This window comes from Caulobacter sp. GW822-FHT01G02, from assembly GCF_058802865.1.
On the sequence record NZ_JBXAON010000008.1, the window covers coordinates 98614 to 110197 of the forward strand.

11 protein-coding genes are annotated in these 11584 nt (G+C 67.5%); 2 read left to right on the plus strand and 9 right to left on the minus strand.

From position 1 onward, the window contains the following. Positions 1 to 45 precede the first annotated feature (45 nt). A complete protein-coding gene (locus AC1RNC_RS21880; protein ID WP_099582558.1) occupies positions 46 to 1965 on the minus strand; it encodes a type IV secretory system conjugative DNA transfer family protein in 1920 nt (639 codons plus the stop codon). Positions 1966 to 2084: 119 nt separating this feature from the next. Between AC1RNC_RS21880 and AC1RNC_RS21885 the strand changes: the two genes are divergently transcribed. Next, positions 2085 to 3092 carry a restriction endonuclease gene (locus tag AC1RNC_RS21885; protein ID WP_062098469.1) on the plus strand — a complete coding sequence of 336 codons (1008 nt, stop codon included), beginning with the start codon at positions 2085 to 2087 and terminating at the stop codon, positions 3090 to 3092. Between the two features lie 9 nt (positions 3093 to 3101). Here AC1RNC_RS21885 and mobQ read toward each other — a convergent pair whose 3' ends face one another. Next, positions 3102 to 4601 (minus strand): MobQ family relaxase, encoded by a 1500-nt coding sequence (gene mobQ / locus AC1RNC_RS21890; RefSeq protein WP_062098471.1) that lies wholly within the window; start codon positions 4599 to 4601, stop codon positions 3102 to 3104. 237 nt (positions 4602 to 4838) lie between these two features. On the opposite strand from mobQ, the gene AC1RNC_RS21895 reads away from it, so the two are divergent. Next, on the plus strand, positions 4839 to 5396 hold the full coding sequence (locus AC1RNC_RS21895) for a hypothetical protein (protein ID WP_062098473.1): 558 nt from the start codon (positions 4839 to 4841) through the stop codon (positions 5394 to 5396). Here the strand turns inward: AC1RNC_RS21895 and AC1RNC_RS21900 are convergent. The 7 genes from AC1RNC_RS21900 to AC1RNC_RS21930 form a co-directional block, all read right to left on the minus strand. Further along, the gene (locus tag AC1RNC_RS21900) at positions 5393 to 5737 is read right to left on the minus strand and encodes a hypothetical protein (protein ID WP_062098475.1); all 345 of its coding nucleotides are present in this window, start codon (positions 5735 to 5737) and stop codon (positions 5393 to 5395) included. The two genes, AC1RNC_RS21895 and AC1RNC_RS21900, sit on opposite strands and share 4 nt — an antisense overlap. A 379-nt stretch (positions 5738 to 6116) precedes the next feature. Further along, on the minus strand, positions 6117 to 6350 hold the full coding sequence (locus tag AC1RNC_RS21905) for a hypothetical protein (protein WP_062098477.1): 234 nt from the start codon (positions 6348 to 6350) through the stop codon (positions 6117 to 6119). Positions 6351 to 6556: 206 nt separating this feature from the next. Further along, positions 6557 to 7315: a cell wall hydrolase gene (locus tag AC1RNC_RS21910; RefSeq protein WP_231737554.1), complete on the minus strand. Its 759-nt coding sequence runs from the start codon at positions 7313 to 7315 to the stop codon at positions 6557 to 6559. Beyond that, on the minus strand, positions 7312 to 7824 hold the full coding sequence (locus AC1RNC_RS21915) for a S26 family signal peptidase (RefSeq protein WP_062098479.1): 513 nt from the start codon (positions 7822 to 7824) through the stop codon (positions 7312 to 7314). Before AC1RNC_RS21915 ends, AC1RNC_RS21910 begins: the two co-directional genes overlap by 4 nt. A 1080-nt stretch (positions 7825 to 8904) precedes the next feature. Continuing rightward, positions 8905 to 9873: a replication initiator protein A gene (locus AC1RNC_RS21920; protein ID WP_062098481.1), complete on the minus strand. Its 969-nt coding sequence runs from the start codon at positions 9871 to 9873 to the stop codon at positions 8905 to 8907. A gap of 155 nt (positions 9874 to 10028) precedes the next feature. Continuing rightward, positions 10029 to 10478 (minus strand): hypothetical protein, encoded by a 450-nt coding sequence (locus tag AC1RNC_RS21925; RefSeq protein ID WP_062098483.1) that lies wholly within the window; start codon positions 10476 to 10478, stop codon positions 10029 to 10031. Between the two features lie 16 nt (positions 10479 to 10494). Further along, positions 10495 to 11154, minus strand: coding sequence for an AAA family ATPase (locus AC1RNC_RS21930; protein ID WP_062098485.1), 660 nt, complete (start codon positions 11152 to 11154; stop codon positions 10495 to 10497). Positions 11155 to 11584 lie beyond the last annotated feature (430 nt).

Genomic DNA, 11584 nt, shown 5'->3' on the forward strand with positions numbered 1-11584 from the left:
CGCTGTGCTTGCGGTCGAGCGATTCCTGGGACGAAGACGTCACGCCTAGTCCTCCTCGTTGTAGACGAGGTCGACGATGCTGAGCCCGTCCGCGCAGGCGAGAGTCATGGCGACATCGGCGCCGCGCATGGGCGGGGCGTATTCCTCGATGGCGCGCACGCCCAGCCAGTCGATTGGGGGCTTTCCTGGAACGTCCAGGGTCTCGGGCGTCTGGACGAACCCGGCCTTTTCTCCGTGAAAAAAGTCGCGGCAGTGGACCGAGAACAACGGTTCTTCCCAGAAGCGGATCTTGTCGGCCAGGAAGGGCTTGGCATTGTTGACGAACAGAAACTGCTTGCCGCCTGGCAGGGCCCGAACATCCTGCTCGGCCAGGACATAGCGCTCGACCTCGGCCTGGTTGCGGCTGCGGTGTCCCTTGGCGAACATCAGTCTCGGATCGCTGAAACTCTCGCGCATTTCCAAGGAGCGCCCGGCCCGCTTGATGATCCGTTCGATGCTGGTCGGCTCGGAGGTCGCGAAGGCGGCGGTGATGTGGCAGTTGTCGAAGATCGAAGTGTGCACGCCATAGTGCTTGAAAACGTCGTTGAACGATTGGCAGATCAGGTGGGCGGTGACCCCGTAGCCAGCCATCTCGCCAAGGGCGTTCTCCAGGAATGGCAGCGCTCCGAGCTTGGGGAACTCGTCCAACATCATCAGCAGCCGATGGCGCTTCTTGCGCCCGCGGCTGTCGGCGTCGATGGTCTCCATCAGGCTGTTGAGGCTTTGGCGCAGCATAACCCGCACGAGAAACGCCAGGCGATCGGCATGGGCCTGGGGCGTGATCAGGTAGAAGCTGACCGGCGCCTCGGCGCAGACCAGGTCGCCGATGCAGAAGTCCGACCAGGACGTGGCGTGGGAGACCAGGGGATCGGCCCACAAGGCCAGCGACTTCTGCGCCGTGGCTAGGACGCTGGAGCGCACCCGGGGTTCCATGCTGCGAAAGGCCGTCGCTCCTAGCCACACCTCCGGATGCACCTCGGCGATCGGCTCGCCGTCCGCGTCCCGCGCCAGGCCGGCGGCGGCCCGCGGATCGGGGCGCCAGCGATGCTTGGTCCCCAGCATGGCGTCCAAGGTGGCGTTGATGTCGATCAGCAGCCGGCGGACGTAGGTGAGGTTCTTCAGCTCGTCGGGGGCGGTGTAGAGGGCGTGGAGGATCACCCCGGTGAAGAAGTTGGCCGCGCTCTGGTCGAAGAAGTCGAGATTGCCCTGCTTGAGCCCGATCGGATCGACCAGAATGCCGACGATGTTCTGGATGTCGGCGATTTCCATGGGCCCCTTGCGCACCTCGAACAGCGGGTTCCAGCGGGCGGTGTTGATGTCCGTCGGCGCGAAGTAGAAGGTGTGGGAGAACTTGCGGCGATGATCGGCGGTGATATGCCAGAGCTCGCCTTTGCGATCGTAGGTGAACTGGCTCTCGCCCCAGGCGGTCTCAGATGTCACCACATGGCCCGCGCCCTTCCCCGACCGCGATGCGCCCACCAAGATGCAATGCTCCACCCCGGTGAAGGTGAGGAGCCTGCCCTTAAGCCGTCCCAGCACCCGGCCGGTGAGCCGTTCGCCATTGAGCAGGCCCGCGGCCTTGGCCTCGGCCAAGCCGCCCCACGCCGCCGTCCCGAAGGGCTGGGGCCGAGCGACGAACCGCTGCGTCAAGCCGGCGATCAAAAGGATCGGCCAGACGAACACGCAGAGGCCGACCAGCGCCGCCTGATCGAAGGCCTGCGGGTGCCTCGCGGCCCAACGGCCATACCAGGTCAGGATCGACCAGGGCGCATAGATCCTTATCGGGCCAAGTTCGCCCCAACCCGCCCCGAACGGTCTGGGATAGGCGAAGAGATGGGCCGCCGTCTGGGTCGCGGCCCAAAGCCCGATCAGCGCCAGCAACAGGCATAGGGGCGCGAGCCAGCGGGCCTTGACGGACATGCTCATATGGTCAGCAGAGCCCAGGCGGCGCGGCGGGCCAATTCCGCATTTCTCCAGGGTCTGGGCGCTTGCGCCGGCCCCGCCCTTGCCGGCTAAGGTCCCGGGGAGCCGAGCAGGAGACGTCGATGGGCGGCATCTGGATGGATAACCACGATCTGGCCGACAGCCTGGCCGAAGTCGTAGGCTTCAAGGCCGGCCTGGCGCTCTCGCGTACGCGGATCGGCGCGATGCTCAAGGACTACGATGTCAAGCTGGCGGAGCGGCTCGTGTGGCCCGAGGCGCGCATGATGCGCGTGGAATCGACAACCTATCAGGAGGCGGCCACCTATCTGCTGTACAAGGTCGGATACGTGGCCACCCCGACCGTCCTGCCGCCGGTCGGCGGGGTCTATCATCGATACAAGGGCGATCCGGTCCGCGGGAAGCTCACCGGCCCGATCGGCGAGATGCTGGTGGAATGGATGGACACGGCTCTGTCCGGGCCGGCGCCCGCCAGCGGCCTGGACCCGACCCCGTTCATGAAGCGCGCGGCCGAGAAATTCGGCGGGCCCGGGCTCGACGTCGCCATGGCCTACCTGCGCGGAATCGACGTCAATCAGCAGATCGATCCCTGGACGCGCATCCGTCGCACCGACTGGGCCGATACGCGCCAGCTCGAGGATCTCTTCAAAAGCGAAAACCTCGAGACGTTGTACGGCAAGTTCTTCGACCAGCGCTTCATCGACTACATCGCCCGCAACTTCGACGAGGAGATCGACGACGTCCATTGGCGCCAGTTTGAGGCGCTGACCGCCGAGCATTTCGAGAAGCAGGGCTTTCGCGCCGAGCTCGGGCCGGGTCGGAACGATGACGGCATAGACGTCCGCGTCTTTCCCAAGGACGACAATCCGAGCCTCCCGCCCCTGATCATCGTCCAGTGCAAGCGTGAGAAGCGCAAGATCGGCAAGACCCTGCTCAAGTCGGTCTATGCCGACGTGCTCTGGGAGAAGGCTGGGTCAGGCCTGATCGTCACCACCACGGAGCTGTCTCCCGGGACCGACGGCGTGCGCCAGGCGCGCGCCTATCCGGTGGAGGCGATCGACCGCGGGAAACTGCGTGATTGGGTCTTGGCCATGCGAACAGCGCCGACCTAACGCGCACTCTCAGCGATCTGGCCCGATCCCTGGGACCTTGCCCTGCACAAGCGCCATGACCTTACTCAGGGCCCGCTCTTGGGCGACCGGCGCGTGGGCCTTGACCACGTCGACCGCCCGGCGATCGACCTCGCGCACCGCCTGCCCCACGCCCAGGTCCATGCGAGTGGGCGCGACTATGCTGTCATGCCCAAGCTCTCGGGCCACCAGGAGCTTGACCCGCGTACGGGCCACAGCCTCGATCCGGCGGTCGGCGCGCTTGATCTTGCGCTCGAGGGTCCGAGCTTCGCGCCGCGCATCCGCCGCCGCCTGCCGCGGAGGATCCAGGCGGGAGGCGAGATAGACCCGGCCGGCCTCGCTGCGCAGCCACTCCTGGCGAACCTTCAGATCGACCTCCGCGCGCCGGTCCGCCGCGCGCGCCCGATCGACCGCGTTCATCTCGGCATGCGCCGCCCAGATCATCCGGACCGGGTTGCGGACCCATCGCACCAGGGTCTGGCGACGCGCCCTGCCCTGCTCGATGCGGTTCTGGGTCCAGTCCAGTCGCCGGGCCGCCGCCGCCCGTCGCGAAAGGGCCTCGCCCATCACCTCGCTCACCACGGACCGGGCCGTCGGAACCTCGATCGGCGCGGTGACGCGCGCCTGGGCGCGGGCCCAGCTGTCGCGCTCGCGAACCATGGTCTGGTGGATGGCCTCGAACTCGCGGATCACCGCATCGATCGGATAGGCCTGGCGCGGACGTCCGGCCGCCATCTGGTCCTCGAGCTCGCGCACCTGAACGGGGCGCGTCTGGCGCTCGGCGTTGCGGGTCTGGACCCGGCGGTTGATATCGCCGCGATCGGACGCCTCCCCGCGCCGCTCCATCCCCGAGGCGGCCGGCCCCAGGTGGATGGTCGGCTCCTGGTCCAGGCCCTGATCGTTCAGACTGCGGCTGGTGACCTGCGGTGCCTCCTGACCAAGATGCTGCCGCAGATGCAGGTTCTGGATCTGCTCCCACTCCAGGCGCAGGGCTTTCACTGCGTCCGGGTTGTCCCACTCCCGAGCCTTGAAGCCGAAGCCTTCAGGCCCGACACGGCGGGTCGTCACCAGGATGTGGGCGTGATGGTTTCGCTCGTCGCCGTGGGCGTCGGGATAGTGGATGCCGTAGTCGGCGATCATGCCCTTGCCCGCCAGGCTCTCGGCGATGAAGGCGCGGACGAGGCCGTGGCGCTGATCGTCGGACAGCTCGTGGGGCAGCGACACCAGGATCTCGCGAGCGGTGCGCGAGTCCGCGCGCTTGTCGGCCGCCTCGGCCGCGTTCCATAGCCGCTCGCGGTTCTGCAGCTCGGCGGGCGCGGCGGCCGGGGCCATGATCCCGGTGAAGGCCACCCCGCCCTTGTCGGTGTAGTCGAACACCATTTCGAGGCGTTCGTCGAAGAGCTTGCCGGCCGCGCGATAGGCCGACGCGGCCACGGCCGAGCGGCCGTCGCTGCGTTTGATCGCCTTCACCTCCAGCCGATAGTGGGCCACTGGATCCTTCCCTTGCTGGGCGTGGAGCGCCCGATCTTCAAGCCGCGCAGCGAACGGGATCGCTAAGGGGCTTGCCCCTTGGCTCGACGCCAGACGACGCCCCGATCTTTCGGCGTCGGCGGGCTGCCGGGTCTCCCGACCGCAGGCATTGCAACGCAACGCATAACTACGCCCTTGTCACTATGTGCTGAGAAGGGGTACGCTCAATCCGTCGTTAGTTCAAGCCGAAGCCTCTCGATGGAAGCCGCCGTCAGACCCAAGCGCGCTCCCCGCCGCGCTCCCGAGAGCCCAGCCGCCAAGGCGCGTCGGCTGCAGAACCTCGCCGTGCAGCTGGCCGACCGTGAGCACCGCGCCCGGTCGGCCCTGGCCAACCTGACCGGCGCCCTGCCCCGGCATCGCGGGCATGTGACGCGGCTCGATCAGATCGAGGACGAAGGACGCCGCCTTCAGGTTTGGAAGGCCAGGGTCGAGCGCCTCGAAGCCTTGCTCGATCAGACCGAGCGCAAGCGCGAGACCCGCGCCAAGATCGTGCTGGGCGGCGCGCTGCTGGCCGAGGCCCGCGCCGATGACGAGGGTGCGGCCCTGATGGCGCGACTGCTCGACGTGCTCGATCGACGGGTCAGTCGCCCGCGAGATCGCAAGGCCTTGGCCGATACGCTCGGGCTGGCCATCGCGCCGCTGCCAGGAACGCCGGCGCCGTCCCTGCCGGATTTCGACGCCATGGCGCGGGCGAGATTGGAGGGCGCGGCCGCGGAGCCAAGCATTGAGGGTCGCGGGCGCAAAAAGGGAGCTTAGCGCGCCCCCTCCTCCGCGCTTACCCACCGCTCGAACATCGCGTCCAGGGCCTCGTCGCATTCGGCTCGCAGCTGCTCTGCCGACTTGCTGTTGGGCGCAAAGGCCACATCCACGGCCCAGACCGTCATGTGGTCGAATGCGATGGCCCAGGACAGGTTCGGATCGGTCCGGTCGGCCTGTAACTGTGTACGGGCCGCCGCCTCGTCGTCGGTCCAGCGCCGGATGAAGCCGCCGCCGAGAAGATAGAGCGTGTTGCTGTATCGCGGCATGCCGCTGGCCAGATGCTGGGCGATCAGGTCGTCGTCGATGTGATCGAACGTGGTCTTGGTGAACTCGAACATGGGACATCTCCGGCTAGGCCGACGCTCCCCTTGAGCGCCTTTGTCCCTTCCCCGCTGTCGGGCCCCGGCCAGTCACCGCAGGGGTCGCGCTCGCGCGGGCCCGGAGGGGAACCCGCGCAGCGGGTTGACGGGCTGGGTGACAGGGTAGGATTGGAAGAGGCGCCTCCAGGCTCAGTAGCCGAAGCCGCGCCGTCGCAAGTCGACGGCGACGAGCGCCTTCAGGGCGCTCGCCAGCGAGGCGGGCCCTCGGGTGGACGCCGAGGCGACCGGGATCTGGCGCCCTGGCGCCGGGCCCGTGGAGACGAGCGGGCGCCGAGGCTCAGGAAGGGCGCGCCCCGATGAGGCGCAACCCCGGCCCAGCGTCACGCAAAGAGAGGGCTCACGCCCCCTCCCCGCCGCGCGACTTGCCGACCAGCACCTGACAGAGGGCGAGATAGGCCATGGCCACCAGATCGATCGCCAGCAGCGCCCCGAAGAGCATCAGGGCCTTGGGGCCGGCTGGACGCCCGATGAAGAAGGACGCCGTCAGCCCAAGGCAGGCGAAGAAGCCGACGACGAGGGTCAGCTTGAACCCGATCAGGACGATGAGCTTTTCAGTGCGCGTGAAGGTCATGGGTCTGGTCTCCGATCGACGCTCCCGATGAGCGTCTTCGTCGACCGGGCCTGTCGGGCCCTGGACCGTCACCGTCCGCGCCGCGCGCGGCGCGACACCCGCGCCAGCGGGTTGACGGACCGGGTGACAGGGCAGGATCGGCGGAAGCGTTCACGGGCTCGGGCAGCCCATGCCCTCAGCGGCCTGCCAGGGCGCGGATCGGTCGCTCAGGGTTGGGGCGCGGCAAGCCGTGCGGGGTCTTCGACAATCTCGCCCGTCGGCAGCACGACGAGGCCACGGGCACCCGCCGCGGCCGGCGCAAGGGTTCCTGACGCCTGGACCGAGACGTCAATCGCATCGGGCGAGCGCCCCTGATCGGGAAAGATTGCGCCGCCCGCCGCCGCAAGGGGATCGAGCGGGGCGGCGCCCGTCCTGCCCGCCTGGCCCGGATAGAAGGCGTGATCGCCGATCACCACGCTGGGCGCGGCTCCGCCGAAATGCACCAGGCGCGGCGACACCGTTCCGGCCGCTGCGCGCGCGGCCACGATCTTGGGGTTCTGGAAATAGAGGGCCCCGCCGGTGAGATCCGGCAGCCGGCCCTCCAGGGCCAGGTTCAAGATGGTGTCGATGCGCGCGCGCTCGGCCGGGCGCACCGCCGGCAAGGCGCGCCAGTCGCCGCCCGCCCGCAGCACCGGCTCGAACTGGGCGCGGGCATTGACGACCTGGTCGATGCTGTCGCCCCAGCGCCCGGCCGCGAGCCTGTTGAGGATGGTGTAGACCACACCGGCCAGGCCGCTGTCGCCCTGCCCGGCCGCCTCGGCCCAGGTCACCCGGGCGATGGCGTCGCGCCCGCCTGGCGCATCGACCACGTCCCGCAGCCGGGCAAGGTCCGGGCGCTCGGCGGCGACCTGACCCCAGGCGCTAGCCGGGGCCGTCGCCAGGACGAGGACGGCCATGGCGCCGGCCAGGACCCGCCCCCAGGTCACGAAGGCGTCTCTGAGGTGAGAATCGGCATGTAGACGCCGAGGATCTCCGCCCGATGGACCGGACCGTAGTAGCGGCTGTCGAAGCTGTTGGGGATCCGCGTCGAGAGCACGAAGACCTCGTCGGCCGCTAGGCGCCGACAGTCGCGCCACTGCGGGAGGGACCGACCGCGCCGATCGATCCGCGCCGCGGCCGGCCAAACCTGGTCGTTGACGAGCACGCGCCGCTCGTCGGCGCAGACAAGATCCCCTGCCCCGGCCCGCACGGCCTTGAGTATGCTGGTGCGCGCTCGCTCGGGCATGGCCTCGGCGACATAGGGATAGGCGCCCGGCGGCGGCCGAAAGGCGATGATGCGCCCGACCGCCGGCGGAAGGCGGGAGCGGACGTAGATGCCGGTCGGTTCGCTGGGCGAGGTGTTGACCAGGACCAGCGGCGCGGGCGCGAGGGCCTGGACCGCCGCGATCGGTGCGGGGATCAGACCAAGCAAGGCGATGCGGAGCCCTCGATGCATGGCCAAGGCTCTCACCCGGTCGATGGTCTCGGCAATTCCCGAGAAATCCGGGGTCGTCGGGCCTTCTCGGGGTTCCCGGCCTGGGTCGCAGACCCCGAGCCGGGGAAACAGGGCCCCTCTTTTGGCCCTGTGTTTCCCGGCGGCGCGTCAGCTGCGCCGTTAGAGATATTGTTATGTACGAAGTTAATTAAGTTAAGGGGCCTGACAGGGAGGAAAACCTGAGTGCGTTCCGTGGCTTGGCGAAACACCCAGTGGGCGATACCCCGTGGATCGGTGTCTGTTCCCCCGAGGCTTGGGTGGGCGTTCCCCCGCAGGAAGCGTGGGTGAAAACCCGTGCCATCCACAGGTTGGACCGGTGGGTGAAAGACCGAACCCGGCCCGAAGTCCCTCCGGTGGGCGAATCCCCGACGCTTTCAGGCCGCTGAGGCCGCAAAATCCCCGCCAACTAGGCGTTCTGCCGGTCCCGCGAACATCTGACGGGGCCAAAATCCGCCCTTAGATGGCCCCGCGCTCCCGTGAAGGCCCACCAGTGGGCGAAACCCCGACATCCGGACCGACCCCGGTGTGTGAAACCCCGAGGCAAAGCCGAGTCCAGGGTGGGTGAAACCCCGAAGCATGGCCCTGGCGCCCGGTGTGCGAAACCGCGATGGCGCGGTGTGCGAAACCCCGACGCAGCTCCCTCAACCGGGTGTGTGAAACCCCGAACGAAAGGCCGATTTCGGTGTGTGAAACCCCGAGGGCCTACCCCCACCTCCGGCGGGCGTTCCCCCCGACGGATTGGAGGCGCTTCGGTGGGTGAAACCCCGAAGAAAGGCCCAGGCGGTGTGCGAAACCCCGACAAGCCGGGCCTTATCGGGTGTGTGAAACCCCGACGTGTCCCTTCCACGGCCGCCGCCGGCGTTTTGGCGCTGAAAATCGGCGTCCGCGCCCGGTTTTAACCCGCTGTTTACCAATTTGGCGGGCGGCCAGGGCGACTCTGGTGTGTGAAAGACCGTCCCGCAGGGCCAGGCGTTACTTGAAGTCCTGGCGGCAACTACTTGAAAATATGAGGAGTCGGCAATCGCGGTGTGCGATAGACCGTTAGTCGTCATCGCGCACGACCCGGCGCTTGGTCCAAGGCTCGATCAGCCCGTCGACCTCGACGGCACGGCGATCTTCCCGCTCCCGGCGGACCCGCGTGGCCGTCTCGGCCTCAAGCTCGGCCTGGACCTGGATGCGCTCGACGACCGAGCGGCGAATGAACCTCACCGCCTGGGAGCCGTCCCCGGCTGTCGTATAGGCCATGTCGTACTCAGGCAGGTCGTTGGCCTCGACGATCTTGCGCAACATGCGCGCAAATTCCTTGGGCGCGCTGTCGGAGCCGCTCTTCTCGTGCAGCAGGCTGACCCGGCAGGTCCAGCCGTCGTCCTGGTCGCCGGCGTGTTTGCGGGCGATGCGGTAGATGATGCGCTCGAGGCCGCCGGAGATCTGGAAATAGTCGGGGTGCATGGTCAGCACCGCCTTCTCGTTCATGATCCCTTCCCAGACCCAGTTCGACAGCACGATACGCAGCGCCACCGGGTTGCCCTGGCCGTCGGTCTCCACGCCCCATTCGTCCAGCCAGCTGAAGCGCGCGTCGTGGCCCTTGCGGGGCCGGCGGATGGAGGTGTGGATCGATGTGGTCGCGAGACGATCCAGCGCCGCCTTCAGGTCGGCATAGCCCTTGCCGCCGGTGTCGCGCTGGATCGTGCGCAAGAGGTCATAGGCGGTGACGTGCAGGGTCCGGGGCACGTCGTTGCGGCCCTCGGCCTTCATGCGGTTGAGCGCGCTGGTCGCCCAGATCAGGATGTCGGCGTCCCAGATGGTGGCCATGCCGTAGGCCGGCATCGCCTCGACCTTCACCGTGACCTCGCCGTCGGCGCTCTTGTACTCGATCGGCTTGAGGCGCTTGCGCTTCTGCAGCGAGAAGAACGGCCGCTCCATCGTCTCGCGCTGATCCTTCAGCGAAAGATCCCGCATCAGCGGGATGAACAGGTCGAACTGGTTGTTGCGGTCCTTGGGGGCCGTCATGCGCCCTGCCCTACTCTCACGATCATCTGGCGTACCGCGATTCGCTTCATCGCCGCCGCGTGCCGGATGGCCGCGGCCACACCGGCGGATCCACCCAAGTCATCGACGGGGGGGAGCAAATCCCCATTTGCCCTTTTGCCCTTTTGCCCATCTTCCTATTTTCTCACCCGGCGTCCGTCTTCGTGGAGCGTCGCCATATCGACCGGGTAGCCCTTCTCGGCCAAGGCCTCCAGGACCAGGAACTTTACCGTCACCCGCCGCCTGACCGCGTCCAGCTTCAGCGCGGTCGACAGCTCATCGTCGATGACGAATTTCAGCGAGGTCTCGCGATCGGAGAAGTCGGTCGCCGGAGCGGGCTTGACCGCCTTGGGTTTGGGAGCCGCGCGGGGGGCCGGCGCGACCGCCAAGGCCTTTGGCGCGGGCGCGGGCGTCGCCTGGGCCGGCGAGGCCACGTCCGCCTCGATCACGCCGGCAGGCGCACTGGTCGTGCGATTGAAGCCCAAATCCTCGGTGGCTTTGCGGAGGGCTTCGGTGGCGCCCGCGTCATTGATCGGACGGGGTCGTGGGGCCGGTTGGAAGGCCGGGCGGGCGGCTTTGTCGGTCATGGTCTCCCCTCCCCTATCAGGCCGCCTGGGCCTGGTTGGCCAGCGCTTCAAGCAGCTCGGCCAGCACTGCGGCGATCTCGCGCGCGGCCTTGGCCTCCCCGCCGGGGGCGCTGGGCGTCATGCCCGTGAAGTGGATCTGCTGATAGGCCGCGCGCTGGATGATCTCCGTATTGAGGACCGGGATACTGTTGTCGCGGATCTCCTGGCGGGCATGGCCAGCCACGCGGCTGTAGAGCGGGTTCATCTGGCTGAACACGACGCGCGCGGGGATGCCGCGCTTGAGCATCTTCTCGGCGCGCTTGACCACCTCGTAGGTGCGGTAGACCTCCTGCAGGTCCATGCCCGAGATCTTGGTCGGGATCAGGACCATGTCGCTCTCGGCGATGGCGTAGGTCACCGCCTGGGAGGCCGCGCCTTCCAGGTCCACGAAGACCAGGGCGTACTCGCTGGCGGCGTTGGCGATGACGTCCTGGATCCTGGTCTCGTTGGCCTCGCTGATGACGGTGACCTTGCAGTCGTCGCCGGCGCGCTCGCGCCAGCTGGCGACGTGGCCGTTGGGGTCCCCATCGACGATGGCCACCGAGCCGCCCTGTCGGGCGAAGGCGTCGGCCAGGCACATGACCAGGGTGGTCTTGCCCACCCCGCCCTTCGTCGAACACACGCTGATGACCGCCATGGGAAAGTTCCCTTCTGAGGCAATGGGCAACTGGGCAATTGGGGTCTTGGGTTTCTGCCGAGGTCCCCTTTTGCTCAAATTAGGTTATGGGCAATTGGTGAACAGGGTTTTAACCCAAGTGGGTAAATGGGGTTCTGGGGACATGTGGAAAGCAACTTTTCCACAGAAACCCGCTTCACCAAATTCGCAAAACACCTTCATCCCAGATGGGCAAGGGTGGACTTAACCCAGAGCCCATTTGGTGAACATCACTCTAAACCAGATACCCAAGTTCGCAAACGGGGTTCCGGGAACTTCCCGGTTTGGGTAAGATACCCAAATGGGGATTTGCCCTCTTGCCATGATGGGGCGAGGGGGTTCTGGGCAAGTCCTCAAGAGGGCAAGACCACGCCTTGAGCTGAACTGCTTCGCCGGGCCGCGCAACACCCCA

Coding starts and splice junctions, on each gene's coding strand:
- AC1RNC_RS21880 (WP_099582558.1), bottom strand. CDS start 1,965: ATGAGCATGTCCGTCAAGGCCCGCTGGCTCGCGCCCCTATGCCTGTTG.
- AC1RNC_RS21885 (WP_062098469.1), top strand. CDS start 2,085: ATGGGCGGCATCTGGATGGATAACCACGATCTGGCCGACAGCCTGGCC.
- AC1RNC_RS21895 (WP_062098473.1), top strand. CDS start 4,839: ATGGAAGCCGCCGTCAGACCCAAGCGCGCTCCCCGCCGCGCTCCCGAG.
- AC1RNC_RS21900 (WP_062098475.1), bottom strand. CDS start 5,737: ATGTTCGAGTTCACCAAGACCACGTTCGATCACATCGACGACGACCTG.
- AC1RNC_RS21905 (WP_062098477.1), bottom strand. CDS start 6,350: ATGACCTTCACGCGCACTGAAAAGCTCATCGTCCTGATCGGGTTCAAG.
- AC1RNC_RS21915 (WP_062098479.1), bottom strand. CDS start 7,824: ATGCATCGAGGGCTCCGCATCGCCTTGCTTGGTCTGATCCCCGCACCG.
- AC1RNC_RS21920 (WP_062098481.1), bottom strand. CDS start 9,873: ATGACGGCCCCCAAGGACCGCAACAACCAGTTCGACCTGTTCATCCCG.
- AC1RNC_RS21925 (WP_062098483.1), bottom strand. CDS start 10,478: ATGACCGACAAAGCCGCCCGCCCGGCCTTCCAACCGGCCCCACGACCC.
- AC1RNC_RS21930 (WP_062098485.1), bottom strand. CDS start 11,154: ATGGCGGTCATCAGCGTGTGTTCGACGAAGGGCGGGGTGGGCAAGACC.